The sequence below is a fragment of the Pseudomonas sp. LB3P93 genome (assembly GCF_054898025.1).
In genome coordinates this window covers 4,198,980-4,225,255 of the sequence record NZ_CM142713.1, presented here as the reverse complement: position 1 = coordinate 4,225,255, position 26,276 = coordinate 4,198,980, and the positions used below count along the sequence as shown (strand labels likewise).

The 26,276-nt window shown below is 57.0% G+C and carries 31 protein-coding genes, 4 tRNA genes and 1 pseudogene; 24 read left to right on the top strand and 12 right to left on the bottom strand.

The window, feature by feature from the left end; all coding sequences use genetic code 11:
* Nucleotides 1–5 precede the first annotated feature (5 nt).
* Nucleotides 6–656 carry a hypothetical protein gene (locus ACYZT8_RS19195; protein WP_461982549.1) on the bottom strand — a complete coding sequence of 217 codons (651 nt, stop codon included), beginning with the start codon at nucleotides 654–656 and terminating at the stop codon, nucleotides 6–8.
* Between the two features lie 51 nt (nucleotides 657–707).
* On the opposite strand from ACYZT8_RS19195, the gene ACYZT8_RS19190 reads away from it, so the two are divergent.
* The 7 genes from ACYZT8_RS19190 to ACYZT8_RS19160 all read left to right on the top strand — a co-directional run bounded on the left by ACYZT8_RS19190 (nucleotide 708) and on the right by ACYZT8_RS19160 (nucleotide 4,522).
* A complete protein-coding gene (locus ACYZT8_RS19190; protein WP_461975050.1) occupies nucleotides 708–899 on the top strand; it encodes a hypothetical protein in 192 nt (63 codons plus the stop codon).
* A 30-nt stretch (nucleotides 900–929) separates the two neighbouring features.
* Nucleotides 930–1,271, top strand: a complete 342-nt coding sequence (locus ACYZT8_RS19185) for a hypothetical protein (protein ID WP_461975048.1) — start codon at nucleotides 930–932, stop codon at nucleotides 1,269–1,271.
* Between the two features lie 124 nt (nucleotides 1,272–1,395).
* On the top strand, nucleotides 1,396–2,025 hold the full coding sequence (locus tag ACYZT8_RS19180; RefSeq protein WP_461975046.1) for a hypothetical protein: 630 nt from the start codon (nucleotides 1,396–1,398) through the stop codon (nucleotides 2,023–2,025).
* A 264-nt stretch (nucleotides 2,026–2,289) separates the two neighbouring features.
* A complete protein-coding gene (locus tag ACYZT8_RS19175; protein WP_461975044.1) occupies nucleotides 2,290–2,895 on the top strand; it encodes a hypothetical protein in 606 nt (201 codons plus the stop codon).
* A 9-nt stretch (nucleotides 2,896–2,904) separates the two neighbouring features.
* The gene (locus ACYZT8_RS19170; protein ID WP_201205025.1) at nucleotides 2,905–3,111 is read left to right on the top strand and encodes a helix-turn-helix domain-containing protein; all 207 of its coding nucleotides are present in this window, start codon (nucleotides 2,905–2,907) and stop codon (nucleotides 3,109–3,111) included.
* An 84-nt stretch (nucleotides 3,112–3,195) separates the two neighbouring features.
* Nucleotides 3,196–3,867, top strand: coding sequence for a hypothetical protein (locus tag ACYZT8_RS19165; protein WP_461975042.1), 672 nt, complete (start codon nucleotides 3,196–3,198; stop codon nucleotides 3,865–3,867).
* Between the two features lie 37 nt (nucleotides 3,868–3,904).
* Nucleotides 3,905–4,522, top strand: coding sequence for a hypothetical protein (locus ACYZT8_RS19160; RefSeq protein WP_461975040.1), 618 nt, complete (start codon nucleotides 3,905–3,907; stop codon nucleotides 4,520–4,522).
* A gap of 32 nt (nucleotides 4,523–4,554) precedes the next feature.
* Here ACYZT8_RS19160 and trhP read toward each other — a convergent pair whose 3' ends face one another.
* Nucleotides 4,555–5,880 carry a prephenate-dependent tRNA uridine(34) hydroxylase TrhP gene (gene trhP / locus ACYZT8_RS19155; protein WP_461975038.1) on the bottom strand — a complete coding sequence of 442 codons (1,326 nt, stop codon included), beginning with the start codon at nucleotides 5,878–5,880 and terminating at the stop codon, nucleotides 4,555–4,557.
* 175 nt (nucleotides 5,881–6,055) lie between these two features.
* Here trhP and ACYZT8_RS19150 point away from each other — a divergent pair, with 175 nt between their 5' ends.
* Entirely contained in the window at nucleotides 6,056–7,117 is a 1,062-nt protein-coding gene (locus ACYZT8_RS19150) for an AI-2E family transporter (protein WP_461975036.1), read from the top strand.
* On the opposite strand, the gene ACYZT8_RS19145 is transcribed toward ACYZT8_RS19150, so the two are convergent.
* The 4 genes from ACYZT8_RS19145 to ACYZT8_RS19130 form a co-directional block, all read right to left on the bottom strand.
* The gene (locus ACYZT8_RS19145) at nucleotides 7,114–7,296 is read right to left on the bottom strand and encodes a hypothetical protein (protein WP_461954863.1); all 183 of its coding nucleotides are present in this window, start codon (nucleotides 7,294–7,296) and stop codon (nucleotides 7,114–7,116) included. The genes ACYZT8_RS19150 and ACYZT8_RS19145 overlap by 4 nt on opposite strands.
* 100 nt (nucleotides 7,297–7,396) lie before the next feature.
* Nucleotides 7,397–7,591 (bottom strand): hypothetical protein, encoded by a 195-nt coding sequence (locus ACYZT8_RS19140; RefSeq protein ID WP_003179723.1) that lies wholly within the window; start codon nucleotides 7,589–7,591, stop codon nucleotides 7,397–7,399.
* Nucleotides 7,592–7,819: 228 nt separating this feature from the next.
* Nucleotides 7,820–9,151, bottom strand: a complete 1,332-nt coding sequence (locus ACYZT8_RS19135) for an IS4 family transposase (RefSeq protein ID WP_461975034.1) — start codon at nucleotides 9,149–9,151, stop codon at nucleotides 7,820–7,822.
* Nucleotides 9,152–9,262: 111 nt separating this feature from the next.
* Nucleotides 9,263–9,628 carry a hypothetical protein gene (locus tag ACYZT8_RS19130; RefSeq protein ID WP_461954862.1) on the bottom strand — a complete coding sequence of 122 codons (366 nt, stop codon included), beginning with the start codon at nucleotides 9,626–9,628 and terminating at the stop codon, nucleotides 9,263–9,265.
* Between the two features lie 246 nt (nucleotides 9,629–9,874).
* On the opposite strand from ACYZT8_RS19130, the gene ACYZT8_RS19125 reads away from it, so the two are divergent.
* Both ACYZT8_RS19125 and ACYZT8_RS19120 read left to right on the top strand, forming a co-directional pair.
* Complete coding sequence (locus ACYZT8_RS19125; RefSeq protein ID WP_461975032.1) at nucleotides 9,875–10,693, top strand: shikimate 5-dehydrogenase; 819 nt, start codon at nucleotides 9,875–9,877, stop codon at nucleotides 10,691–10,693.
* A gap of 239 nt (nucleotides 10,694–10,932) precedes the next feature.
* Complete coding sequence (locus tag ACYZT8_RS19120; protein WP_461975030.1) at nucleotides 10,933–11,451, top strand: cupin domain-containing protein; 519 nt, start codon at nucleotides 10,933–10,935, stop codon at nucleotides 11,449–11,451.
* Nucleotides 11,452–11,623: 172 nt separating this feature from the next.
* On the opposite strand, the gene ACYZT8_RS19115 is transcribed toward ACYZT8_RS19120, so the two are convergent.
* The gene (locus tag ACYZT8_RS19115; RefSeq protein WP_461975028.1) at nucleotides 11,624–12,271 is read right to left on the bottom strand and encodes a YceH family protein; all 648 of its coding nucleotides are present in this window, start codon (nucleotides 12,269–12,271) and stop codon (nucleotides 11,624–11,626) included.
* A gap of 139 nt (nucleotides 12,272–12,410) precedes the next feature.
* Here ACYZT8_RS19115 and ACYZT8_RS19110 point away from each other — a divergent pair, with 139 nt between their 5' ends.
* Nucleotides 12,411–12,920 (top strand): DUF1993 domain-containing protein, encoded by a 510-nt coding sequence (locus tag ACYZT8_RS19110; protein WP_461975026.1) that lies wholly within the window; start codon nucleotides 12,411–12,413, stop codon nucleotides 12,918–12,920.
* A 201-nt stretch (nucleotides 12,921–13,121) separates the two neighbouring features.
* On the opposite strand, the gene sstT is transcribed toward ACYZT8_RS19110, so the two are convergent.
* Nucleotides 13,122–14,354: a serine/threonine transporter SstT gene (sstT, locus tag ACYZT8_RS19105; RefSeq protein WP_461975024.1), complete on the bottom strand. Its 1,233-nt coding sequence runs from the start codon at nucleotides 14,352–14,354 to the stop codon at nucleotides 13,122–13,124.
* Between the two features lie 278 nt (nucleotides 14,355–14,632).
* Between sstT and ACYZT8_RS19100 the strand changes: the two genes are divergently transcribed.
* Nucleotides 14,633–15,787 carry an MFS transporter gene (locus tag ACYZT8_RS19100; RefSeq protein WP_461975022.1) on the top strand — a complete coding sequence of 385 codons (1,155 nt, stop codon included), beginning with the start codon at nucleotides 14,633–14,635 and terminating at the stop codon, nucleotides 15,785–15,787.
* Nucleotides 15,788–15,791: 4 nt separating this feature from the next.
* Here the strand turns inward: ACYZT8_RS19100 and nhaR are convergent, their stop codons facing one another.
* On the bottom strand, nucleotides 15,792–16,691 hold the full coding sequence (gene nhaR / locus ACYZT8_RS19095) for a transcriptional activator NhaR (RefSeq protein WP_010458685.1): 900 nt from the start codon (nucleotides 16,689–16,691) through the stop codon (nucleotides 15,792–15,794).
* Nucleotides 16,692–16,826: 135 nt separating this feature from the next.
* Between nhaR and ACYZT8_RS19090 the strand changes: the two genes are divergently transcribed.
* Nucleotides 16,827–17,069, top strand: coding sequence for a hypothetical protein (locus ACYZT8_RS19090; RefSeq protein WP_461954854.1), 243 nt, complete (start codon nucleotides 16,827–16,829; stop codon nucleotides 17,067–17,069).
* A 26-nt stretch (nucleotides 17,070–17,095) separates the two neighbouring features.
* A complete protein-coding gene (locus ACYZT8_RS19085) occupies nucleotides 17,096–17,845 on the top strand; it encodes a TerC family protein (RefSeq protein ID WP_461975019.1) in 750 nt (249 codons plus the stop codon).
* 75 nt (nucleotides 17,846–17,920) lie between these two features.
* Here ACYZT8_RS19085 and ACYZT8_RS19080 read toward each other — a convergent pair whose 3' ends face one another.
* A complete protein-coding gene (locus tag ACYZT8_RS19080) occupies nucleotides 17,921–18,091 on the bottom strand; it encodes a hypothetical protein (RefSeq protein WP_461975017.1) in 171 nt (56 codons plus the stop codon).
* Between the two features lie 167 nt (nucleotides 18,092–18,258).
* On the opposite strand from ACYZT8_RS19080, the pseudogene ACYZT8_RS19075 reads away from it, so the two are divergent.
* The 3 genes and pseudogenes from ACYZT8_RS19075 to ACYZT8_RS19065 all read left to right on the top strand — a co-directional run bounded on the left by ACYZT8_RS19075 (nucleotide 18,259) and on the right by ACYZT8_RS19065 (nucleotide 19,520).
* Nucleotides 18,259–18,986 (top strand): annotated as a pseudogene (locus ACYZT8_RS19075) (cysteine peptidase family C39 domain-containing protein).
* 94 nt (nucleotides 18,987–19,080) lie between these two features.
* A complete protein-coding gene (locus ACYZT8_RS19070; RefSeq protein ID WP_461975015.1) occupies nucleotides 19,081–19,287 on the top strand; it encodes a DUF6021 family protein in 207 nt (68 codons plus the stop codon).
* A gap of 17 nt (nucleotides 19,288–19,304) precedes the next feature.
* Nucleotides 19,305–19,520, top strand: a complete 216-nt coding sequence (locus tag ACYZT8_RS19065) for a hypothetical protein (RefSeq protein ID WP_461954850.1) — start codon at nucleotides 19,305–19,307, stop codon at nucleotides 19,518–19,520.
* A 57-nt stretch (nucleotides 19,521–19,577) separates the two neighbouring features.
* Here the strand turns inward: ACYZT8_RS19065 and pbpG are convergent, their stop codons facing one another.
* Together pbpG and folD are read right to left on the bottom strand one after the other, a co-directional pair.
* On the bottom strand, nucleotides 19,578–20,516 hold the full coding sequence (pbpG, locus tag ACYZT8_RS19060) for a D-alanyl-D-alanine endopeptidase (protein ID WP_461954849.1): 939 nt from the start codon (nucleotides 20,514–20,516) through the stop codon (nucleotides 19,578–19,580).
* Between the two features lie 236 nt (nucleotides 20,517–20,752).
* Nucleotides 20,753–21,607 carry a bifunctional methylenetetrahydrofolate dehydrogenase/methenyltetrahydrofolate cyclohydrolase FolD gene (folD, locus tag ACYZT8_RS19055; RefSeq protein WP_403104728.1) on the bottom strand — a complete coding sequence of 285 codons (855 nt, stop codon included), beginning with the start codon at nucleotides 21,605–21,607 and terminating at the stop codon, nucleotides 20,753–20,755.
* A gap of 275 nt (nucleotides 21,608–21,882) precedes the next feature.
* Here folD and ACYZT8_RS19050 point away from each other — a divergent pair.
* The 7 genes from ACYZT8_RS19050 (at nucleotide 21,883) to clpX (ending at nucleotide 26,201) form a co-directional block, all read left to right on the top strand.
* Nucleotides 21,883–21,959, top strand: a tRNA-Arg gene (locus ACYZT8_RS19050).
* 32 nt (nucleotides 21,960–21,991) lie between these two features.
* Nucleotides 21,992–22,067 (top strand) — tRNA-His (locus tag ACYZT8_RS19045).
* Between the two features lie 56 nt (nucleotides 22,068–22,123).
* Nucleotides 22,124–22,208 (top strand) — tRNA-Leu (locus ACYZT8_RS19040).
* A 79-nt stretch (nucleotides 22,209–22,287) separates the two neighbouring features.
* Nucleotides 22,288–22,363, top strand: a tRNA-His gene (locus ACYZT8_RS19035).
* Between the two features lie 402 nt (nucleotides 22,364–22,765).
* The gene (gene tig, locus ACYZT8_RS19030; RefSeq protein ID WP_461975013.1) at nucleotides 22,766–24,076 is read left to right on the top strand and encodes a trigger factor; all 1,311 of its coding nucleotides are present in this window, start codon (nucleotides 22,766–22,768) and stop codon (nucleotides 24,074–24,076) included.
* Between the two features lie 93 nt (nucleotides 24,077–24,169).
* Entirely contained in the window at nucleotides 24,170–24,805 is a 636-nt protein-coding gene (gene clpP / locus ACYZT8_RS19025) for an ATP-dependent Clp endopeptidase proteolytic subunit ClpP (protein WP_046047575.1), read from the top strand.
* 112 nt (nucleotides 24,806–24,917) lie between these two features.
* Entirely contained in the window at nucleotides 24,918–26,201 is a 1,284-nt protein-coding gene (gene clpX / locus ACYZT8_RS19020; protein WP_007946893.1) for an ATP-dependent Clp protease ATP-binding subunit ClpX, read from the top strand.
* Nucleotides 26,202–26,276: the final 75 nt, after the last annotated feature.

Here is a 26,276-nt window from a genome sequence, read left to right as displayed (position 1 = left end):
GACTTTTACTCAGGCAAAAAACCATGAACATAAAAACAATTTTCGTCACCACACTGATCACTTTGTTGGCACTGGCCGGTTACGACAAGTTCCTGATCAACAGACCCGCGGACGTCAAGACCAACTGGCTCAACATTCCCGCTTTGCCAGTGATTCATGATGCGATATTCGAGTTGTCGCCGAAGTTTAACGGGCAGCGCAATGCGCCGGCGATGGAGCAGCTTTGCGCGTTGGCCAGGGGCGAAGTGAAACAGGAGCAGGTCAACGCCTTCCTCAAGCAGGCAGGGGTTGACGCAGAGAAGTTGCCGAAACAAGGCAGCCAGTTCTCGCTGTTTATCAATGGCGACCAGGCAGGGCAGGCCACGGCCTGTGCGGCGTATCTGGCAACGACCGTATTGTCTCCGGTCAATGTGGCCGAGTTCATGCGCCCCGTCACGACGCCGGCGGCCGATGGGCATCCGGAGAAATCGTCGCTGCAGGTTGATAACGCGTTGTTGGCCACGGCGCTGTCGATCAAGTTGGCCGAGGCGCGGGCCAATGCCGATGTGTTTGCCTTGATCGCCGCCGAGTTGCAACGCAGTCCCGGTTTGACGATACCGCAATACCGTGAGCGCGCTGGGCAGTTGTTTGCCCGTCTGGCACCGACTTACCTGCAACGCATCAAGGATCAACTGCCGCCCGCGGACACGCAGTACAAGCTGCTGCAAATGGATGACAGTCGCTTCCTCTTCAGCAGCTCGGTGGGCAGCGTATTCGAGTTTGGCAGCAACGGTCTGGTCCTGAACCTGGGCGGCATCACCTGGTATGGCGAAGGCAAACTGCTGGGGAAGGATTACCCCCTTCAGGTGGCTTACTTTGACAAGACCGTCAAGGCGTTGCTGTTACCTACGAAATCGTGATGCAGACCTTCGATATCAACTTGTGAGTCAATGCTGATGCGACACACTGATTTTGTCTTTTCCCTTTTTGCGATTGGCTTTGCGTTGTCCATCCCCGGGACAACGCAGGCCCACACCGGATCCCTCTATTGTGGATCGGCCACGAACGGCCTTGGCGTCAATGCAGTCACCACGCAGTCGAAGCAACGTGCATGTCCGGCGGCGATCGAGGTCGCCAATGCTTATATCCAGTTGAACTACAAACTGGAGCCCGTCCTTATCATGATCAAGGGCGAAAGATGGATCTGCCGACAACGCCAGGGCGACACCAACCCTTACGGGGAATGCATGATGCAGAAAAATCCCGATGAAAAGGTAACGCTGACTTCTTGAGTCAGTCGCGCAGTACATCTTGGCGCCTATACCCTCAGGCAAATCGCTGTGGGTGATGGCGTGGGAAATCCCCTTCAAACTCTGCCGAAAGGTTAAGTGAACAGTTAAGAAACGGAGGCGTGCAATGAAGCAAGTATCGTTGTTTTTCGGATCCTTCTGTATCGCCTTAAGCGCGACAGCCGCTATTGCACCGCCCAACGGAGCATTCGATGCAATCCAATGGCCAGCCTCACTGAAGAAAGCGCCTTCAAAAAGTGCAACGTTTGGGGCGTTCGTTGTTCAGTTCGAAAAAACAACACTGGCGCAGGTGATGAGCGAAGCGTCCATTGGCACCATCGCGCATCGAGGCGACGCCGGTGACAGTGTTTATTGGTTGTGCTACAGCCAGCCAACTATCGGCGTGCGGATATGGATCATCTCAAACGGTGAGATGGGGGGCGCCAGTCACGCTGTGACGGGAGTTATCGCCGAGCAATTCGAGTCTGTCCAGCCGAGCATCGACTGTCCTGCGTTACCGGTACAGCTGCAGCCCCCGTCGCTTGCCAATCACTTATGGCTTGGCTCCACGGACGCAGCTTTTCAAAACGTACTTGGGATGCCTTCACATCAGGCCGGCGCATGGCGGACTTTCGACTTCCAGGGCAAAAAGCAAGGCAAGTGCGAAGGCGGGTATGACGTCTATAACTGGCTGTGGACCCGGTCGGACAAAGGGCGCGTCAACAGGATTGATGCGGGGCAAGTAACCAGCTGCTAGTCCAGATTTTTATTCGAACCCACTGAGCAGGGGCGGCGGTGGGTGACGAGTGAACGGTGGATTCAACCGGTCGATTTGTACGAGGCACGTCCACGCCGAATCCCTCTATTGTGGATCCGGTCGAACAGCGGAGTGGCCTGACTACCCACGGCGGAGCGTTGACAGTGAACCGTTGGGCGGTCTCGTTAAATGTAATTATTTATTGTAATTAGATAATTTATAATCGAGAATAAATGTTCATAAACGCTCAGTAAGGAACTGTGCATGAACACCCGCATAAACTACCTGGCGCTGCAACGCATGTATTGGATCGGACTGCTGGCCGCGTTACTGGTCTGGGCCATGGGTATCATTGAGGTCGGCTCTAACGCCACGCTCTGGATCTATAACAAGGATGAAATGCTGGCCGCACTGCTCGCAGCTTTCGCCGAAAACGCTCCGCAACTGCTCGACCCCTTTGCCGAAGATGCGCTGCTTAACCCTGATACGTATCTCTCGTCACTGGTTACGGCGCTGATCGTCGTTTTGGACTTCCTGCCCCAGCTGCTATCGGCGTATGCGCTATGGCTGACCGGGTTGTTCTTCCTGCGCTTGTCCCGCGGCGAAACCTGGACCGACCGTAACATCAGTATCCTGTGGCGCATCGGTGTGTTGTGCATCATTTTGCCGGCTACCTACCCCCTGATGGAAACCTTGCAAGGTCTGGTCTTGTCCATGGACCTGCCTCCGGGGCAAGGCATTCTCAAGGTCTCGATTGGCCTGTCCTCCGCTTCCGCGTACGAGATCGTCAAAGGGCTATTACTCTGCGTGTTTTCCATTATCATGCGCGATGCCAAAGCGCTCAGCGATGAGCAAAGTCAATACATATAGAACAATATAATGACCATTATCGTTCGCCTTGACGTTGTCATGGCTACGCAGAAAATTCGCTCGAAAGAGTTGGCTGCCTTACTGGGCATCACCGAGGCCAATCTATCGTTGCTGAAAAACGGCAAGGTCAAGGGGGTGAAGATCGCCACCCTGGACAAGCTCTGCGCCGCGCTCGATTGCCAGCCAGGCGACCTGCTGGAATTTCAGAAAGACTGAGCCTTGCCAATGACGGCGAGTTGTTTATCGCGAGGCTCAACCGTTTAACTTTTATTAAATCCTTAGTTGCAAGGCGGCTACTTCATGACCCGGTTTTTGTTCTGCATGCTGTTATTGCTGACGGCGTTGCTCAGTGGCTGTGCCACGAAAATGGACGTGGCAATCAATGCAACACCTGATCCGGACTATCACTTTGACCGACAGGCAACTGTACTTGTGACGTCCACAGGTGGCAGTGATGAAAACGCACTTAATGCCCGCTACTACCTGCGCGATATGGTCAACGCGCTGAAAGACCAAGGCTTCCGGGAGGTATTTACCGACGCTAGCCTGCCCAAGAACCATTCGCCGATCAAAATGACCATCACCCTCGATATCAGCAGCCGGCAAGTGACTTACCGCTACACCGCGACAGAGTACGGGCAGGTGGCAACCAGCACCTCGACCGTGTGCAAGAACAACAAGAAGAAAGACGACCGGCTGATCTGCACCAGCACGCCAAACACTGCCTATGGCCCGGTGGGTACCTCGGAGCGAACCGGCTACACCACGCTGACCACCTTTACTGCCACTGCCCGGGATGAAGCGAGCAAACGTGCGGTGTACCTGCTTCGGGTGTCGTCCTATAACGATGACTGCCGAGGAGAGAAGGTCGAAGTCTTTCTGGTGGAACAGGGCCTGCGGAACCTGAATTTCCAGGACCGCGTACAACGCAATTACACCGTCACAATGCCCGACGGTTACAGCTGCAAATAGTTTGTGTAAAGGTAAATTAATTCGGATGAACACCTCTATGATTCGCTCTATTAAAACCCTCACCTTTACCTTGTCCGTTGCCCTCTGTTTTTCACATTTCGATGCTTATGCACAAACAGTGAGCGAGTCTGCTGATGGCATTCATGTCATTAGCTCGGCGCACCCCGTGTGGTTGGTTGAGCGACCTTATGTCGATGGCCCCATGCTGAGTGCGACTACTTACGGCGACAGTGCTTACGGCGATTATCACACCAAGGCCAATCTGGAAATCAGCTGCCACCCCGAGAACCCAGAGGCCGGACTTACGCTACACATTGCACCAGAGTCGCTGGGTTTCAACAGCGGTCCATTTGAAGGTCCGGGAGCAGCGGGGGCAATGCGAGTCACGACCGGCACACGCACCGCCGTCGATCACCAGACTTCCGGCAGTTGGACTGATGGCGGGGTATTCCAGTTGGGCACGATTTTTTCGCTTTACACAGCCATCCCGCGCGATGAGTTGGCTTACTGGGCGAGTGATGCCTCACGTGGCCAACCCTTGCAGATTTTGCTGGCCCCCAAAGAGGGCGGCAAGCCGTTGACCGCTACGTTTTCATTGCCACAAAACAACGACGGGTTGAAGAAAGTCATCCAGCCTTGCCTTAACGTCCGCTGACACATGGCGTGTGTCAGCGGGGAGGGCAAGCGCTAAACGACGTTCACATCTCGCATCAATAACCCGTACCGCAAGTCCACCGCATCCGGAATCGGCACATACACCGTATGCCCATCCCCTGGCGCCACGTTGATCGGCTCGCCTCTGACGTTCTGCAACTGATGCAGATCGAAGTGGAAGTTACCTTGGGGTGTCATCAGTTCCAGGTGATCGCCCAGGCTAAACCGGTTCTTTACCTTCACTTGCGCCCAGCGATCACGACGCTCACCGGTCAACTCGCCAACAAACTGCTGGCGCTCTGAAACCGAGCTGCCGTGCTGATAGTTCTGGTATTCGTCATGCACGTGCCGACGCAGGAAACCTTCGGTGTAGCCGCGCTGGGCCAGGGACTCCAGGTCCGTCATCAAGCTGCGATCGAACTCGCGACCGGCAACCGCATCATCTATGGCGCGGCGATAGACCTGCGTGGTGCGTGCGCAATAAAAGTGCGATTTGGTCCGGCCTTCGATCTTCAGCGAATGCACGCCCATCTGCGTCAGCCGTCCGACATGCTGCACGGCGCGCAGGTCCTTGGCGTTCATGATGTAGGTGCCGTGCTCGTCCTCGAAGGCCGGCATCAGTTCGTCCGGGCGATTGGCTTCCTGCAACAGGAATACCTGATCGGTCGGCGCGCCGAGGCCCAGGGTCGGCTCAGGCCGGAACTGCTGAACGATTTCGCCGAGTTGGTTTTCCGTGGCTTGCGTCGCCGAATACTTCCAGCGGCAGGCGTTGGTGCAACTGCCCTGGTTGGCGTCGCGCTTGTTCATGTAACCCGATAACAGACAGCGGCCGGAATAGGCCATGCACAGCGCGCCATGGACAAATACCTCCAGCTCCATCGCCGGGACTTGTTGGCGAATCTCGGCGATTTCTTCCAGCGACAGTTCCCGCGAAAGGATGATCCGGCTCAGGCCCTGTTGCTGCCAGAACTCGACACTGGCCCAGTTCACCGTATTGGCCTGCACCGAGAGGTGGATCGGCATCTGCGGAAAGTGCCGTCGTACCAGCATGATCAGGCCGGGGTCGGACATGATGAGCGCGTCCGGGGCCATGGCGATAACCGGTGCAAGGTCGTTCAGGAAAGTCTTCAACTTGGCGTTGTGCGGCGCAATGTTGACTACTACGTAGAAACGCTTGCCCTGCGCCTGAGCCTCTTTGATACCGAGCGCGAGATTGGCGTGATCAAATTCGTTGTTGCGCACCCGCAGGCTGTAACGCGGCTGGCCGGCGTAGACCGCATCGGCACCGTAGGCGAAGGCGTAGCGCATGTTTTTCAATGTGCCGGCGGGAGCGAGCAGTTCTGGAGCAAGGAGCGTCATGGCAGTGTCGATCGCAAAAGCCGGGGAGGGTAATCGGCTTGTCCGCGGGGTTCATTGATCTGGATCTATGCTTGATGAACAAACGGATGGCACTCGCGCGAACCGTGGCGGACTAAGCATTAGTACGGCTCTTCAATACAAGAGCGTTACCCCTGCGCGCTGAGATGGATCGAACATGAACGAAGAGACGGTACACAACAAATCGCTGGTGATCCTGCTCGGGGTGGTCACTGTCGCCTTTATCTGGATTTTGCTGCCATTCTACGGCGCGGTGTTCTGGGCGGTGATCCTGGGGATTCTGTTCGCGCCACTGCAACGCCGGATACAACTGAAGTTCGGCTGGCAGCGCAACCTGACGTCGCTGCTTACCCTGAGCGTCTGTCTGGTGATCGCGATTTTGCCGGTGATCATCCTCAGTATCTTGCTGGTTCAGGAAGGGGCTTCGCTTTACAAGAGTATCGAAAGCGGCGAACTGGATATCGCGGGGTACGTGACGAACTTCAAACACAGCTTGCCGCCGTACTTCCAGCATTTGCTTGACCGGGCCGGCGTCGGTGAGCTGGACGGGCTGCGGGAGAAAATCATCAAGAGTGCGGTGACGGGCAATGAGTTTTTCGCCACGCAAGTCTTCAGTTTCGGTCAGGGCACGTTCGATTTTGTGGTCGGCTTTTTCATCATGCTCTACCTGCTGTTCTTTTTTCTGCGAGACGGCGCCGAACTGGCCCGTAAAGTTCGCTCCGCCATACCGCTGCAGGAACACCAGAAGCGCCGCTTGCAGCTCAAGTTCAACCGCGTGGTTCGGGCGACCGTAAAGGGCAACCTGCTGGTGGCGATCACACAGGGCGCATTGGGCGGTTTGATTTTCTGGTTTCTGGACATCCCGAGCGCATTGCTCTGGGCGGTATTGATGGCATTTCTATCGCTGTTGCCGGCGGTGGGGGCGGGGATTGTCTGGGCACCGGTGGCAGCGTTCTTCCTGTTCGCCGGGGCGATCTGGCAGGGTGTGGTGCTGGGGTTGTTCGGGGTGTTTGTGATCGGGCTGGTGGATAATGTGCTGCGTCCGATCCTGGTGGGCAAGGATACAAAGATGCCGGACTATCTGATCCTCATCTCGACCCTGGGCGGCCTGGCGATTTTCGGCCTGAACGGCTTTGTCATCGGGCCGCTGATCGCGGCGCTGTTCATGTCGAGCTGGGACATCTTCCTCGAGACCAAGCCGAGGATTCAGCTGCCTTAAGCGCTGAGCTGACCCTGGCCGATCCGTTGCGACAGTGCCTTGGCGGCCGGCAGCGAAGTGAGCGGTCCGCTGATCGGTTCGCCGTCCTGCACCAGATACCAACAGGCGAGCAATCCTAGCTCTCTGAGCGATGCGGGAACGGCGCTGCCGATTACGGACATGATTTGAACCTGGGACATAAGTACCTCCATCAATCGATGGAGCTACCTTACGGACCTGCCACTCGAACGGACAATCAACGCTTTCGATAGTCGTCATTGACGTCAGTGAGTTTTGTGCTCAGTCGACCACCAGATCAAGCATATGAACCACTTCCTGCTCGTTGAGCAGGCCTTTGCGCACCAGGTTTTCTGCCAGCAACGAAAGAAACTTGGCGCTGCGATGGCCTTCCAGGTGCTTGAGTTCGGTCAAAGCGTTGTACACCTTGCTGGAGGTGCACAAGCCGACAATGCGGTGCGGGTTTTGCGTGGGCATGAGGTCGTCCTTGTTTTTATCAACCTGTTGTTTACGGACAGATCCAAGCTTGCGGACCTGCCATGACATAAATATGAACGTTTTTCCCGATACGGGGGAAGGGCGGTCCAGTCAATCTTGCCAACTTGAACCGCCAACACTGTCCCGACAACGACCTTGACGCGATTTTTCCAGACCTTCGCCGACGAACGGTCACAAAAAAGCCCCGCTGATAAGGCGTAATGCTGTTCACTTAAGCGGAGCAGCCTTACGGTCCACTGGAAACCGGGTTTTTGAAATTTTCACTGTCCTTGGCCTCGAAGGCCTTGGGCGGTGATCCAGAAACAATCCCCCTATCCCTGCTCTCAACTCAGCCAAGCGTCTTCCTGTGGCTGAAATCGGATTAGCCGCCGCCATCACGATCAGTTGCACGGCGATGTACTGACAAACGGGTTTGAAACGGATGTCCGAGGGGGCCCGGCCAAACGTCACCGCCGCCTGACTGGCCTCTCGACGAATCACGTTGTAAGCCAGCAAAAGCCCCCACACTTCCTGATAGACCAGCTCGACTTTTTTACTGCGCAAGGTCATCGCGTTCTGTTGCATCGAACTCTTGATGTCTCTGAAGCCCAACTCGATTTCCCAACGCTCCTGGTAAAGTTTGGCAACGGCTTGAGTGTTGTAGATCTTGGCCGGCAACGACGTCATGACGGTCTTCACCTTGCCTTTAATTTCATAACTGACTTCGCGTACTTCCCAGTGCGTTGGAAGATCCGGGTTTCGCTTTCTGGCCTGCGGCGAGACTTTCATACGCACTAAACGGTCGTACTGGCTGTAACGGGCCACTTCCTCGCAGATCAGTCCTTTTTTTGCCGGGATCAACCAATGACGGTTGATGCCTGCTCCGCTCAGGCTCGACAGCAGCTCGGCACCCCAGAAACCTTTGTCGAACAGCGTCACCGAGTGGTCGGGGATCTGCTGCAAAAAATCGTCGGCCAAGCGCATTTCACTGCGTCGATAAGGGCTCAATTGAGCATCCATGATCACGTGCGAACGCACATTCATCAGGGCCACCAGGCGCAGCATCGGAAACGGCGTCTGGCGGTCGCTTGGAGTGTTTCCCGACCCGAAGTGATCTCGAAGCTCGGGCGTATCCGGAGTACGCAAAAGTGCACCGTCCACCGCGAATACCTGCAGATCATGCCAGGCATCGTCGTCATAGCGCTCCGCCCCCCATTGGGTCCCGGTCTTGCGGAATAACCACTCAACAGGATCGGCACCGAGTCGCTTGCGCGCCTCGGTTACACCACTGCGGGCCAATAAGTGGTCGGTGGCCAGGCCTTGAGCGCAGATGTTCAAACGTCTGGCCACCTCATGAACCGGCTCGTCACGAAACAACGCCATACCGAGCACCAACCAGAGCACTTGGTCAGCGGGCAGGCGACGTCGGCGAATGGTCGCCTGACTGGAAAGATCCAGCGCAGACGCTACCCACTCGATGGGAATGTTTTGGGTGAAAGTACTCAGGTCACAGAAGTTGAAAAGGTCGCCGAGGTCGAGCAGATCTTGTTGAACAGACATAAAAAATCCGATGCCAGAAGTCTGGCATCGGATTTTCGGATAAGCCCGGCTTGGACTCAAATACTTAAGTGAACAGCATTACGCTGATAAGGCGGGGCCTGATGAACGCTGTTACCAGCGACCATAACCGTGGGGAGGGCCGTAGTAACCGCGCGGTGGACCGTAATAACCACGTGGCGGGCCGTAGTAAACCGGCGGTGGCGCGTAGTAGACCGGTTGCTGCACGTAGACCGGTGCAGGCTGGTAATAAACCGGTGGCGGCTGTTGTATGTAAACCGGCTGTGGCTGGGCGTATACCGGTTGCTGTACATAGACCGGCCGGTTGCTGTTGATGATGGCCGAGCCGACGATTGCCGAACCAACGATCGCGCCAAATACCGCTGGACCCTGCCAACCGTGACCGCCGCCAGCCTCTGCCTGCCCTGTAATAGCAAGAGCACCGAGCAGCAAGGCAACTGTGGGGAGTTTACGGATCATGATAATTCCTCGGTTCTTCGACCCGGCGCTTGTGTCTGCAATAGACCCAAGGATTGTCGCGGGGATACATCTAAGACAGCGGTTTTTTGAAAATCAGCACAGCCGTTGGGTAAATTTTGTGTAAGGTCTGTACCGGCTTCTTTACGGCTCTTGCGAACCTGCGCAGGCACGCTGTCATGATCGATCAGAACGCGATGGAATGGCTAATCCCGTCCATCTGAAAGTGCTTATAGAAGGAGATGTTTCATGCAGATGAACCCCAACCGAGACACCCAACTGTGCATGTCGCTTTCCGGGCGTCCCGGCAATTTCGGCCTGCGGTTTCACAATCATCTGTATGAACAACTGGGCCTGAATTTCTACTACAAAGCGTTCAGCAGTCAGGACTTGCCAGGTGCCGTTGGTGGTATTCGCGCACTGGGCATTCGTGGCTGTGGCGTGTCGATGCCGTTCAAGGAAGCCTGCATTGCGCTGGTTGATGAACTGGACGCTTCCGCGGCGGCCATTCAATCGATCAATACCATCGTCAACACCAATGGCCACCTCAAGGCCTACAACACCGATTACATCGCCATCGCCCAGCTGCTTGAAACCCATCTGGTGCCGAAGGAATCGACCTTTGCCCTGCGCGGCAGCGGCGGTATGGCCAAGGCCGTGGCCAGTGCATTGCGCGATGGCGGCTATAAAAATGGTCTGATCGTGGCCCGTAACGAGCGCGCCGGGCGTGCGTTGGCTGAATCGCTGGGTTATCAGTGGCAAGCGGAACTGGGCAGGCAGCGCCCACAGATGCTGATCAACGTTACGCCGATCGGCATGAGCGGCGGGCCGGAGGCCGATCAACTGGCGTTCGATGCTCAAACCATCGCTGCTGCCGAGACGGTCTTCGATGTGGTGGCGATTCCCTCGGAAACACCATTGATCGTGCGTGGTCGTGCCGAAGGGAAACGCGTCATTACCGGGCTGGAAGTGATCGCGATTCAGGCGCTGGAGCAGTTTGTCCTGTACACCGGCGTGCGGCCGACGGATGAGCAGTTTAAGAAAGCGGTAGAGTTTGCCCGCGGCTGAACCTTCCGGTTCTCTGTTGACAGTACTGGCGCCATCGCGGGCAAGCCCGCTCCCACAGGATCTGAGTAGACCACAACTTTTGTGGGCAACCCAATCCATGTGGGAGCGGGCTTGCCCGCGATGGCCGCGATTCGTCCTTGAGTCATACCCAGTCAGTTGCCGCAACATTCCCCGCCTATACTCCCCGCCAGCAAGCCAAGACTTGTCGCCCCGACAAACAAACCGTGACCGAGGTTTCCATGCATCCCCCCATTCTCAACCTGAATCAGGTCGAACTTGAACCGTTGCCCGAAGCCCTGGCGCCCACCGGTGAAACCGCCGGCCGCTATCAGCAGAGAATGGCCCGCGTCGGTCAGCAGCTGGGTGCTCAGAAACTGGGATATCGCCTGTATGTGCTGGAACCAGGCATGCGTGGCAGCCCGTTTCACAGTCATAGGGTCAACGAGGAGATGTTTTACGTCGTGGCCGGGGAAGGGGAGGTTCGCCTCGGTGCCGAGCGTTTTCCGATCCGCGCCGGTGACGTGATCGCCTGCCCGCCGGGCGGTCCTGAAGCTGCGCACCAGATTATCAACAACAGCAATGGCGAGCTGCGCTACCTGGCCGTCAGCACCCAGCAATCGCCGGAGATTTGCGAGTACCCCGATTCCGGCAAATACGCGGTGATGGACGACTTCAAGGTCGACGCCGAAGGCAATGCCTCAGGCTTCGTCGCCATCGCCCGGCCGGGCGACGGCGTGGATTACTGGGATGGCGAATAATGGAGCCGATCTTGTAGCAGCTGTCGGGCCTGCGAGGCTGCGTCCGGCTGCGCAGCAGTCGTAAAATCATGCGCTGCGGTGTGTCAGGTAAATTTTGCTTTCCGAATTTACGACTGCTGCGCAGCCGGACGCAGCCTCGCAGGCTCGACAGCTGCTACAGGGATCGCGTTGGTTATTCGAGGCGGGCCAGGCGTTCTTCCAGCGCCGCAATCCGTGCCTCAAGCTCTTCGATCCGCTCAACCGACACGCCGCTGCCGGCACCACGTTCGGACGGATTTTGCCGGGCAGCAAGGATGACCTCGATATCCGCCGGATCACCCAACGCATGCATGTAGCGGTCTTCGCGTTGCCCGGCCTGACGTGGAATCAACAACGCCAGACCACGAGCAATCAGCCGTTCCAGTTGATGCACCACCTGCTCGGCGTCTTCAAAATCATGCATGCGGCCGCTGCGGGTCAGCAGTTCATTGACCGTCTGCGGGCCGCGCAGAAACAGCAGTCCCGCCAGAATCACCTGGGCCGGCACCAGTTCCAGCGCCTTGTCGACCTTATGCTCCCAGCGATCGGCACGGCTGCCCATCACCAGTTTGGTAAAGCCACGACCTTCCAGGGCGCGCAGGCTCTGGCCGACCTGACCCTGGGTAAGGTTCATCACCGGTTCGCGACTGGTTTTCTGGTTGCAGGCAATCACCAGCGCATTAAGGGTCAGCGGATACGTTTCCGGGCTGGTGGCCTGCTTCTCGATCAATGAGCCCAGAATGCGGATTTCCGTGCTGTTGAGCCGCGGCTCGTCGAAGGTCGTTTCTTGCTCAGTGCTCATCGCGCTTTTCCCTTTGCCGTGAAAGCATGCAGTCGAAGCCGCCTAGCCTAATCCTTGCTGGATAAAAGACAAGCCGCAGGAGGGGCGGGCATGGCTATAATCGGCCCACGTTTCCCTCCTGTCACCACACGAGACTGTCATGACCATTTCCCTGTATGCCGCTTCCGTTCCGGTTTTCAAACAAATGCTCAACGCCCTGAGCGACGTTCTGAACAAGGCCGAAGCCCACGCTACCGCCAAGAACATTGACCCGAACGCTTTCCTGCAAGCCCGCCTGTACCCGGACATGTTCCCGCTGGTGCGTCAGGTGCAGATCGCTGTTGATTTCGCCAAAGGCGTTTCCTCGCGCCTGGCCGAGATCGAAGTGCCGAAATATGACGATACCGAAACCACCTTCGCTGAACTGCAAGCATTGATTGCCAAGGTTCTGGCTTACATCGGCGAGATCAAGCCTGAGCAAATCGACGGCAAGGAAGGCATCGAGATCGTGACGCGTCCAGGCACGCCGAAAGAGAAGCGCTTCAGTGGCCAGGCTTACTTGCTGACCTACGGCCTGCCGCAGTTCTTCTTCCACGTCACCACCGCTTACGCATTGCTGCGTCACAACGGTGTGGAAGTGGGCAAGCGCGATTACATGGGCGCGTTCTAAACCGCTCAGGTACAAAAAAGCCCCCGCAGCCTTAGGTTGCGGGGGCTTTTTCATGGGTGCGCATTGTTCATCCGCACCGCAGATCCTGTGGGAGCGAGCTTGCTCGCGATGAGGGCCTTACATTCAACATTTATGCTGGCTGACAGTCCGCTATCTTCGGAACGCCGCCCGGAGCAAGCTCACTCCCACAGGGACAAGGTGTTACGCCAAGCGTTCTACTTTTGCTTCTTCACCGAGGCACGCCGCGGCGGTGAACAGCACATCAGTGGACGAGTTCAGCGCGGTCTCCGCCGAATCCTGCAACACCCCAATGATGAAACCGACCGCCACCACCTGCATGGCGATTTCACTCGGAATGCCAAACAGGCTGCACGCCAGCGGAATCAGCAACAACGAACCGCCGGCTACACCCGAAGCGCCGCACGCACAGATCGCCGCCACCACACTGAGCAGAATGGCGGTCGGAATATCCACGGCGATGCCCAGGGTATGCACGGCCGCCAGCGTCAGCACGGTAATGGTGATCGCCGCGCCAGCCATGTTGATGGTGGCACCGAGCGGAATTGACACCGAGTAAGTGTCTTCGTGCAGGCCCAGGCGCTTGCTCAGTTCCAGATTGACCGGAATGTTCGCCGCCGAACTACGGGTGAAAAACGCGGTGATGCCGCTCTCCCGCAAGCAGGTCAGTACCAGCGGATAAGGGTTGCGACGCAGTTTCCAGAACACGATCACCGGGTTCATCACCAGCGCCACAAACAGCATGCAGCCCAGCAGCACGGCCAGCAGATGCATGTAACCGAGCAACGCGCCGAAGCCGGACGTGGCGAGGGTCGAGGCGACGAGGCCAAAGATCCCCAGCGGCGCAAAACGAATCACCAGGCGCACGATCAGGGTCACGCCATTTGACAAGTCGCCGAGCACCTCGCGGGTGGTGTCACCGGCATGGCGAATCGCAACGCCCATGCCAATCGCCCACGCCAGAATACCGATGAAGTTGGCATTCATCAGCGCGCTGACCGGGTTGTCGACCACGCTGAGCAGCAGACTTTGCAACACTTCGCTGATACCACCCGGCGCGGTCACGGCGACGTCTTGGGTGGACAGCACCAGACTGGACGGGAACATCATGCTGGCAACGACCGCGACTACCGCAGCGGCAAAAGTACCCAGCAGGTACAAAAACAGAATCGGCCGGATGTGGGTTTCCTGGCCGTGCTTATGGTTGGCGATCGAGGCCATGACTAGCACGAACACCAGAATCGGCGCGACGGCTTTCAGTGCCGAAACGAAGACCTTGCCGATGAACGCCGTGGACTTCGCCACGTCCGGCGCAAACAGCGCCAAGGCAATCCCGGCGACCAGGCCGATGATGATTTGCGAGACCAGGCTCAAGCGTTTCAGGCGTTGCAATAGCGAAGGGGATGAAGCGGTCATAAAACGGCATCTCTGATTATTAGGTGCGGGGGTGTCGCGACATCGCGGCCATTAAAGGGCGGATGAACAGGGTGTACGTATCGCAGGGCGCGGACTTTATCACAGCGTGGTCTTCATCCTTCAGACCTGTGACGATCTGCCGCCCGCGTGTTCACGAGATCGGCAGGTTCGTGCAACCCTGATCGGAAACACTCTGTTAAGATTGCGCATCCTCATTTTCAAGTCATGCCAGTGGGCCTTCGGGCTATCGCTGGTGTCGTCGTTTTCTGGAGTTCTGCATGCTGTTGCCCATCCTTCTGTTGTCGGCCGCCGGTTTTACGGTGCTGACCACGGAGTTCATCATCGTCGGCCTGTTGCCGGCGATTGCCCGAGACCTTGAAGTCAGCATTCCCCAGGCGGGTTTGCTGGTGACCTTGTTCGCCTTCACCGTTGCGGCGTTCGGGCCGTTCCTGACTGCGTACTTCGCCAGGTTCGAGCGGCGCAAGCTGTTCATCTCGGTGCTGATCATGTTCGGTCTGGCCAACACCCTCGCGGCGTTTGCGCCGAACATCTGGGTAATGTCCATCGCCCGGCTGATCCCCGCACTGGGGCTGCCGGTGTTCTGGGCGCTGGCCAGTGAAACCGCCGTGGACATCGTCGGGCCGGACTACGCCGGGCGGGCCATCGCCAAGATCGGTTTCGGCATCGTCTGTGCCACGGTGTTCGGTATTCCTGTCGGCACGCTGATTTCCGATGCGTTCGGTTGGCGCAGTGCCTTCGGCATTCTGGCGGTGATCGCGTTTGCCAAGGCGTTGCTGCTGTTTATCTACCTGCCGAAAACCAACCTGCATCAGCATCAGGTGAGCTTCCGTTCGCAGTTCAAGATCCTGCGCAGCCCGTTGATGCTGGGTCATGTGTTGCTGTCGGTCCTGGTGTTCAGCGGCATGTTCACCGCTTACACCTACCTCGCGGATATCCTTGAACGCCTCGCCGGTTTCAACGGCACGGTGGTCGGCTGGTGCCTGATGGGCTTTGGTGCGGTCGGTTTGATCGGCAACTCGTTGGGCGGCCGTGCGGTGGATCGTCATCCGCTGATGGCTTCGATGATGTTCTGCGCATTCATGATCGCCGGCATGGTGGCGTTGGTGCCGAACATTCATTCGCCCCTCGGTCTGGCGGCGGCGATGGGGATTTGGGGCGTGACCCAGGCCGCATTGTTCCTGGTCAGCCATGTGCGATTGATGAAGGCGGCGCCCGAGGCTCCGGCCTTTGCCGCGTCGCTGAACATTGCCGGGGCTAACCTCGGCATCGGCCTGGGCGCGATGGTCGGCGGACGGGTGATCGACAGCGTTGGCCTGGGCGGGCTGGGTTTTGCGGCAGCCGCGTTTATCCTGGTGTCGATTCTCCTGGCCATGGCGCTGATGACCATGAAGCCGCGCGAAGTCTGCGCCTGACCTTTCACAGCTCGGTGAAAAGCTCGCGTCGGGCACCTTCGGTAATCGCCACAATGCCGGGGTGCTTGACCTTGCGTTCCACCGAAATGGCGTAGAACGACTCCGTCACGGCGTCGGTCTGGCCAATCAACTCCACGCCATATTGGCGTTTCACTTCGTCGGCAATCACGCTCGGGCCGATGAAAATCCCGCTGCCCGATTGACCGAAAGCCTGCATCAGCGCGCTGTCGTCGAACTCACCGACGATGCGCGGCTGGATCTGCTGCTCGGCAAACCAGCGCTGCAAACGACTGCGCACCACGGTTTCCGGCCCGGGAATCAGCAGCGGTGCGCCGTGCAGGCTGCGGGGAAAATCCTGGCCGTACTGCGCCGCCAGTTCAGCGGTGGCGAAGAAGCTGATCCCGCATTCACCGAGTTTCTGGCTGTACCCCTTGATGTCCAGGTGCGATGGCATTGGGCTGTCAGAAATCACCAGGTCCAGGCGCTGGATCGCCAGGTCGGCGAGCAACCGTTCGAGTTTGTCTTCGCGACAGGTGATGCGCAGCGGCTCGCTCAATTCCATGGTCGGCGCGATCAGGCGATAAACGATGGATTTGGGCACCACATCCGCCACGCCAACCCGAAACAGGATCTGCTGTTCGTTGGGTTGCGCCCGCAGCATCAACTCCAGTTCGCCCCCCAGCTGAAACATTTGCTCGGCATAAGGCAGGGTCTGACGTCCGGCCTCCGTTAGCTCAAGCTGCCGGCCGACACGTCGGAACAGCTCGATGCCATAGGTTTGTTCGAGCAAGGAAATCTGCCCGCTGATGGTCTGTGGCGTCAGGTTCAGCTGCTCGCAGGCGCGTACGATGCTGCCGGTCTTGGCCACCACCCAGAAGTAATGCAATTGCCGATAATTGAGCATGACGACCTACAGTTCGTAAAAACCGAAGTATAACCGCTGAAAATACGAATTTTCCTGAAGTGTTTGCGTCCCTAGAATGCCTCGCTATCAACGGGCCATCGTTTCGACCCGTTTTGTTCTATCGAGGAAAGCATCATGAAGCTTAAAACCACGGCGCTGTTGATTACGTCTTTACTGGTATTGGCCGGTTGCGACCAGGCCGAGAAAAGCGCTCAGCAATTGATGGGCAAGGCTGCCGAGACTGCCAAGCAGGCGATCGACGACACCCACAAAGCCGCCGAACAAGCGATCAGTGATGCCACCGGCGGACTGATCAGCAAGAAAGAATCATCGGACGAAGACAAGAAGAAAACCGAATCTTCGTCCCAGGAAATCTAAACCGTTTAACGAGTCAGGACTGACACATGGAATACCTTTTAGAACTTGCTGCAAGCCCCACCGCTTGGGTCGCCCTGGCCACGCTGATCGTCATGGAAATCGTGCTCGGCATCGATAACCTGATCTTCATCTCGATCCTGACCAACAAGCTGCCGGAGCAGCATCGGCAGAAAGCACGCCGCATCGGTATCGGTATGGCGTTGATTCTGCGACTGGGCCTGTTGAGCACCATCGCGTTTATCGTCCAGTTGACTGAGCCGGTGATCGATATCCTTGGTCACGCGTTCTCCTGGAAGGACATGATCCTGATCGCTGGTGGCCTGTTCCTGTTGTGGAAGGCGACGACCGAGATCCATCACAGCATGGACCCGGCACCGGATGATCCGATGTCGGCTACCTCGACCGTGACCCTGGGCTTTGCTGCTGCGATCGGTCAGATCCTGATGCTGGACATGGTGTTCTCCATCGACAGCATCATTACCGCTGTGGGCATGACCGAGCACTTGCCGATCATGATCATCGCCGTGGTGGTGTCGGTGCTGGTGATGTTGCTGGCGGCTGATCCTCTGGCCAAGTTCATCAATGACAACCCGACGGTGGTGATGCTGGCGCTGGGCTTCCTGATCATGATCGGCATGACGCTGATCGCTGAAGGTTTCGGTGCCCACGTGCCTAAGGGCTACGTCTACGCCGCCATGGCCTTCTCGGCGACGATCGAGGGGTTGAACATGATGTCGCGTCGGGCCAAGCAGAGGAAAATAGCGGCTGAAGCTTAACCGGCGATAAACAAAACGGCCGCCTGCGCTCGAAAGAGCCCAGGCGGCCGTTTTTGTTTGCGTGTCCGAAAAGGGTCAGTGCGCGGTCGCGTGACGTGTTGGCGGTTTATCGGTTTGCGCCACAGGCGCCGATTGAGCGGGGTGGTGATGGTGCCGACGGGTAATCCGTAAAACGCCCCACAACATAGCGGCGGCCACCGCCAGCCAGCCGGAAATCAACATCACGATTGTCATTGTCAGGCTCATCAGTGCCTCCTCTTTGCCCTGCCGCGGGCACACACTCTCTGCAAATGACAGTCTAGTCGTTGCTGTGTTTCAGGCTATTGACCAAAGGTCGGCTGTCATCAACCAGTTCGCTCTATCGAATGCGCTCGACTGCAGGTTAAGGCTATACCGCCGTCCCGTGGCGTCCTATGATCGACGGCCAAGCCGGGAGCGTGTTGCCTGGCGTCTGAACAAGAGAGTGATGATCGTGCGGGTATTTTCTCGAATTCGAACGGCGGCGCTGATTGTCGGCTGCGTTGCAGGATTGGCAGGCTGCGCGGGGAGTGTCGCGCCGCAGATCAAGCGTCTGCCGGAACGTGTCGAACTCAGCGGCACGTTCTACCGGGGCCAGGACTATCAAAGCGGGCCTCAGGTGCTGGCCAGCATGCTGTCGCAGCAGGGCATCGTGATTACACCCGGGTTACTCGAAAAACCCCTGCATGTGCCGGGCGCCGAAGCACAGTTGCAGCAGAACATGCAGAACCTTGCTCGTGAGTACGGGATGGTGGTTTATCCCCTCGACAGCAATCTGCCTGCGCTGTTGACCCAGGTCGCGGCCGGCTATCCGGTGATGGTGCGCTTCACTGAAGGCTCGGCGCTCTGGGCTGAACCGCGTTACGCCATTCTCGCCGGTTACAACCGCCAGAAGCAGACGGTGTTGCTGCGTGCGGGCATGAATCGCCGCAATTTGATGAGCTTCAGTTCTTTTGAGTCATCGTTCAAAGACGCCGGCGGCTGGGCCGTACTCATCCAGAAGCCCAATCAGATCCCGGCCAACGTCGATCAGCAACGCTGGCTGAAGGCGGCGAGCGATCTTGGCCAGGCCGGTCAGGAACAGGCCGCCGCACGGGCGAAGAAGGCGCTGACCGAGCAGTAGGTTTCCGTTCGTCATCTGCCCGGCACCGTCGGGCATGTATGGCCTCTAAAGGACAAGGCCCGGTTTCTCCGGGCCAGATCCCAGGAGGCGCCCCATGGCACATTCCAATACCCCCGACGGCCCGCATTCGTCTGAGCATTCTTCAGGCGACGAGCTGGGTTTCGACCCCGATTCGCCGGATCTCGCCGACCCTCAGGTCGATCCCATCGGGCCAGCCAAGGCGCCCTTGGATGTAAAGGCGGGCGACAATCCCAAGGCTCCGGCGAAGCCTTACGACCCACTCGCTGATCTGAAACCCTAACCCCTGGTGAGGTGCGTATGTCTACTGATTCGAGTTTCAACGACAAGCGTCCGGACAGTGTTCCCACAACGCCCGAGAAGGGGGTTGATCCGGTGATGGATCCGAACGATCCGTTAAGGGATCCTTTGGCGCGTCCGATGGTGGTCCCGACGGAGCATTCCCATGGCATGAAAGATCCAAGCGCCGGGGATGGCATTCCGGATGACGATCAGATGCCTTTACCCAACGATTAACGCCAGACGAAAAAAAGCCCCGAATGATCGGGGCTTGTTTTGTTTGCTGTCGCTGACTTATTTCGAAGCTTCAACAACGCCGCTCTGACGATGCTTGAGATTCTTGTCCGATTTGTACTGCAAGGCTACCGATGGCACGTCTGCGCCTTTGCCGGTTTCCACCCAGCTGCGGATGCGGGCGGCATCGGCAAAATGCGTGTACTTGCCGAAGGCGTCTAGGATCACCAGCGCCACCTGGCGATTGCCCATGCTGGTCACCAACACCAGGCAGTGACCGGCTTCATTGGTGAACCCGGTCTTGGTCAGCTTGATGTCCCAGTTTGGCTTGCGGACCAAATGGTCGGTGTTACGGAAACCCAGGCTGTAGTTGGGTTTGCGGAACGTGACGGTTTTTTCCTTGGTGGTACTCAACTCGGTCAATAACGGGTACTTGTGCGCCGCGATCAGCAGTTTGCTCAGGTCGCGGGCAGTAGAGACGTTACGAGGGGAGAGGCCCGTCGGCTCGACGAAGTGGGTGCTGGTCATGCCCAGCGCCTTGGCCTTGGCGTTCATCGCGGCAATGAATGCGACATAGCCGCCCGGATAGTGATGAGCCAGGCTCGCGGCTGCACGGTTTTCCGAGGACATCAGGGCGATCAGCAGCATTTCCCTGCGCGGCAATTCGCTTTTGAGTTTGACCCGGGAAAACACGCCTTTCATTTCTGGTGTGTCGCTGATGTTGATGTTGATGTATTCGTCCATGTTCTGCCTGGCCTCAACCACGACCAGGCCGGTCATCAATTTGCTGACGGAAGCGATAGGGACAACCACATCGGGGTTGCTGGCATAGATGACTTTGTTGGTCTGCATATCCAGCAGCAAAGAGCTGCCGGAAGCGAGCTTGAGTTGTTTCGCTTCTCGGGGTGCTGCGGTCGTTTCCGCGGCATTGACCGTTGGCGTGATGAACGTCCCTGTAAATGCAAAAAATAGGCTCAGGATGGAAAGAGGGATTTTCACGCTGGCAGACTCATAAGGTGTTGATACGCCGTTATGTAACGGGCTATTTCGTAAAAGCGCGACATTCTGGAGTATGGCTGAATAACTGTCGATGGTTGTTCAAGGAGGAGATGAAAGCCTTCGGAAACATGAAAAAAAAGTCATTTTCCGGCGGATGGTCGACCTTTTGCCACGGGCATAAAGAACCCCGCCATTGGCGGGGTTCTTTTTTCCATCGTTTACTTCGAAGCGAGCACTCAGCTGTGCAGTGTTTCCGCCGCGTACAGCGTGTTTTCCAGCAGGCAAGCACGCGTCATCGGGCCGACACCGCCTGGTACCGGAGTGATCCAGCCAGCGCGGGGCAGGGCGGTTTCGTAGATCACGTCACCGACCAGTTTGCCGTCTTCCTGACGATTGATGCCGACGTCGATCACGATCGCGCCTTCCTTGATCCACTCACCTTTGACCAGACCCGGCTTGCCGGCGGCGACGACCACCAGATCGGCACGGCCGACGTGGCCAGCCAGATCCTTGGTGAAGCGGTGGGTGACGGTCACGGTGCAACCGGCGAGCAGCAATTCCATCGCCATCGGACGGCCAACAATGTTGGACGCACCGACAACGACGGCGTCCATCCCGTAAAGATCTGCACCGGTGCTTTCCAGCAGGGTCATGATGCCTTTAGGGGTGCACGGGCGTAGCAGCGGAATGCGCTGGGCCAGGCGACCGACGTTATAAGGGTGGAAACCGTCGACGTCTTTATCCGGACGAATGCGTTCCAGCAATTTGGAAGCGTCCAGGTGTTCAGGCAACGGAAGCTGAAGCAGAACGCCGTCAATTGCCGGGTCGTCGTTCAGGCGATCGATCAGATCGGTCAGTGCTTCTTGAGTGGTTTCGGAAGGCAGGTCGTAGGCTTGGGAAATGAAGCCGACCTCTTCACAGTCTTTACGCTTGTGCGAGACATAAACCTGAGAGGCGGGATCGCTGCCGACCAGGATCACCGCGAGGCCCGGTGTGCGCAGGCCTTGCTCGCGACGCTCGGTGACTCGTTTGGCGATCTGCTGGCGCAGGCTGGCGGCGATCGATTTGCCGTCGATTAGTTGTGCAGTCATTGCGCGTGATTAACCATCGAGAGGGGAAAAAAAGAGAACGCATTCTCGCATGTCATGCGGTGAGGGCAAAGGCGCTTGGTCTGCAAATTCCTCTAAGCCCTTTAATTAAATGAATTTTTTATAAAAAGGATTTGACGGCCTTCGGGGCGCTCTATACTATTCGTCGCACTTGTCGGGCACAGCCTAGCACTGGATGAGAAGGTCGAGCGGAATTACGGTTCTGTGAGGCTGGAAAGCTCTTAGTTTGTAGTCCTCCAAGAGTACAGATTAATAAGGCGCCCGTAGCTCAGCTGGATAGAGCATCCGCCTTCTAAGCGGATGGTCGCAGGTTCGAGTCCTGCCGGGTGCGCCATTAGGCAGCTTTGGCACAAGTAGCGCAATATGGTGGGCGTAGCTCAGTTGGTAGAGCACGGGATTGTGACTCCCGTTGTCGAGGGTTCGATCCCCTTCGTCCACCCCATATTTCGAAAGGCGCCAGATTAACAGTCTGGCGCCTTTGCTTTAACAGCTTCAAACGCGGATGTGGTGGAATTGGTAGACACACTGGATTTAGGTTCCAGCGCCGCAAGGTGTAAGAGTTCGAGTCTCTTCATCCGCACCAAATAAAGCTTCACTCAAGCCGGCTGGCTTGGTTGGGGCGCAGTAAGGGAGTCGTTTTGGCTTCTTTGCAAGGCAATATGGTGGGCGTAGCTCAGTTGGTAGAGCACGGGATTGTGACTCCCGTTGTCGAGGGTTCGATCCCCTTCGTCCACCCCATATTTCGAGAGGCGCCAGATTTAACAGTCTGGCGCCTTTTTTGTTTTAGCGGTTCGAGTGTTAAACGGCTGCATGTCTTGGGTCGCAGGGGCGGGGTGTTTCGTCGTATTTATGTTTCTCGATGATGCCGCGCCACCCGCCGACCTTGCTCGCAAGATCGGCTGTCAGGGAGATGATTGGCAGTTCTTCTATATATAGAAGGATTGGTGCAGAGCCCTGGCATGACTGGCTGTATTTGCTAACAGGGCGAGGCACAACCGTTTGTCCCTCGCCTATAAATTGCCTGCTGCTTTTTTACCCGTTTTCAGTAGGGTGACTTCTTGAGTTTGACCCACTAGAATGCATGCCCTTGATTCTGGGGTCGGAAACGGCCGGCTAACGTCTGTGCAACGAGGAATATCCATGCAAGTTTCTGTTGAAAATACTTCCGCTCTTGAGCGCCGCATGAGCATCACCGTGCCGGCTGAGCGCATCGAGACTCAGGTCAACAAGCGTCTGCAGCAGACCGCCCAAAAGGCCAAGATTGCTGGCTTCCGTCCAGGCAAAGTGCCAATGAGCGAAATCAAGCGCCGTTTCGGTGCTGATGCGCGTCAGGAAGCCGTAGGCGATGTGATCCAGTCTTCCTTCTACGAAGCTGTTGTCGAGCAAAAACTGAACCCGGCTGGCGCTCCTTCGATCGAACCTAAATCGATGGAAGCCGGCAAAGATCTGGAATACGTCGCTATCTTCGAAGTGTTCCCTGAGTTCACCGTTGCTGGCTTCGACGGTATCACCGTAGAGCGCTTGAGCGCTGACGTGGCTGATGCCGATCTGGACAAAATGCTGGACGTGCTGCGCAAGCAGAACACCCGTTTCGAAGTAGCCGATCGCGCTGCTCAGAACGACGACCAGTTGAACATCGATTTCGTCGGCAAGGTTGACGGTGAAGTGTTCGCTGGCGGTTCCGCCAAAGGTACTCAGCTGGTTCTGGGTTCGGGTCGCATGATCCCTGGCTTCGAAGATGGTCTGGTTGGCGCTAAAGCCGGCGAAGAGCGTGTTCTGAACCTGACCTTCCCAGAGGACTATCAGAACCTCGACCTGGCGGGCAAAACTGCTGAGTTCACCGTTACCGTGAACACCGTTTCCGAGCCAAAACTGCCAGAGCTGAACGAAGAGTTCTTCGCTCAATTCGGCATCAAGGAAACGGGTCTGGAAGGCTTCCGCACCGAAGTTCGCAAGAACATGGAGCGCGAGCTGCGTCAGGCGATCAAATCCAAGGTCAAGAATCAGGTAATGGACGGTCTGCTGGCCACCAACCCGATCGAAGTGCCTAAGGCTCTGCTGTCCAACGAAGTTGACCGTCTGCGCGTGCAGGCTGTTCAGCAGTTCGGCGGTAACATCAAGCCTGACCAACTGCCGGCCGAGCTGTTCGAAGAACAAGCCAAGCGCCGCGTTGTGCTGGGTCTGATCGTGGCTGAAGTGGTCAAGCAATTCGACCTCAAGCCTGACGAAGCCCGCGTTCGCGAAATGATTCAGGAAATGGCTTCGGCCTACCAAGAGCCTGAGCAGGTTGTGTCCTGGTACTACAAGAACGACCAGCAACTGAACGAAGTCCGTTCAGTTGTGCTGGAAGAACAAGTTGTGGATACTGTTCTGCAGAAAGCTAGCGTGACCGACAAATCGGTCTCTTACGAAGAAGCAGTCAAGCCGGTAGAAGCTCCACAAGCCGACTGATCGTTTTTGCGGTAAGAAGCACACACCATAAGCCAGCCTTCGTGCTGGCTTATGCGTATTCAAGACATAACTATTTGGGAGTGACTGCAGAGCATGTTCCGTAATTCGTATATTCAGCAGAACTCTGATATCCAGGCCGCAGGCGGCCTGGTCCCGATGGTTGTCGAGCAGTCCGCTCGTGGCGAGCGCGCCTACGACATCTACTCGCGTCTTCTCAAGGAGCGAGTGATCTTTCTGGTTGGCCCGGTAGAGGACTACATGGCTAACCTGATTTGTGCGCAACTGCTGTTCCTTGAAGCGGAAAACCCGGACAAGGACATCCATCTCTATATCAACTCCCCGGGCGGTTCGGTGACAGCGGGCATGTCGATCTACGACACCATGCAGTTCATCAAACCCAACGTGTCGACCACCTGTATCGGTCAGGCGTGCAGCATGGGCGCGTTTCTGCTGACAGCCGGTGCTCCTGGCAAGCGCTACTGCCTGCCGAACTCGCGCGTGATGATTCACCAGCCACTGGGCGGTTTCCAGGGGCAGGCGTCGGATATCGAAATCCATGCCAAGGAAATCCTCTTCATTCGCGAGCGTCTCAACACGCTGATGGCCAAGCACAGCGGGCACACGCTTGAAGAGATCGAGCGTGATACCAACCGCGATAACTTCATGAGTGCAGAAGCCGCGCGTGAGTACGGGTTGATCGATGAAGTGATCAGTCAGCGCCCCGCTTAAAATAAGCAGCTCAAAATAGGGTGGGTCGGCTGGTCCGATCACCTGCGGGCTTGAAAAAGCCCGCAATAGCCTTCATCTTGTGTTGCAAGCCTATCGGATTTGGATCGAACGAATGACTGACACCCGCAACGGCGAGGACAACGGCAAGCTGCTCTATTGCTCCTTCTGTGGCAAAAGCCAGCATGAAGTACGCAAATTGATTGCCGGCCCCTCGGTCTTTATCTGCGACGAGTGCGTCGACCTGTGCAATGACATCATCCGTGAGGAGGTGCAGGAAGCCCAGGCCGAAAGCAGCGCGCATAAATTGCCTTCGCCTAAAGAAATCAGCGGCATCCTTGATCAGTACGTGATTGGTCAGGAGCGTGCGAAAAAGGTTCTGGCCGTAGCGGTGTACAACCACTACAAGCGTCTGAACCAGCGCGACAAAAAGAATGACGACGTCGAACTCGGCAAAAGCAACATCTTGCTGATCGGCCCGACAGGCTCGGGTAAAACCCTGCTTGCCGAAACACTGGCTCGCTTGCTGAACGTTCCGTTCACCATCGCCGACGCAACCACCCTCACCGAGGCGGGTTACGTGGGTGAGGATGTCGAGAACATCATTCAGAAGCTGTTGCAGAAGTGCGATTACGATGTGGAAAAAGCCCAGATGGGCATTGTCTACATCGATGAGATCGACAAGATCTCGCGCAAGTCTGACAACCCGTCGATCACCCGGGACGTTTCCGGTGAAGGCGTGCAGCAGGCCCTGCTCAAGTTGATCGAAGGCACGGTCGCTTCCGTTCCGCCTCAAGGTGGTCGCAAGCATCCGCAGCAGGAATTCCTTCAGGTCGATACCCGTAACATCCTGTTCATCTGCGGTGGTGCATTCTCCGGTCTGGAAAAGGTTATTCAAAACCGTTCCACCAAGGGCGGCATCGGTTTCAACGCGGAAGTGCGCAGCAAGGAAGAAGGCAAGAAAGTCGGTGAATCCCTGCGTGAAGTCGAGCCTGACGATCTGGTCAAGTTCGGTCTGATCCCGGAATTCGTCGGTCGTCTGCCGGTTCTTGCCACGCTGGACGAGCTTGATGAGGCTGCGTTGATGCAGATTCTCACCGAGCCGAAAAATGCTCTGACCAAGCAGTATGCCAAGCTGTTCGAGATGGAAGGCGTGGACCTGGAATTCCGGGCCGACGCGCTGAAATCGGTCGCCAAACGTGCCCTGGAACGCAAAACCGGTGCCCGTGGACTGCGTTCGATTCTCGAAGGTGTATTGCTCGACACTATGTATGAAATCCCCTCGCAATCCGAGGTGAGTAAAGTAGTGATCGACGAAAGCGTTATAGAAGGCAAGTCCAAGCCACTGTATATCTACGAAAACAGTGAGCCTGCTGCCAAGGCTGCGCCAGACGCTTAAGCGTCAGGCAGCTGGAACAAAGAAGGGGCCTTCGGGCCCCTTTTCTTTTAAAGCGTTTTTAACACCCTCTTTGCG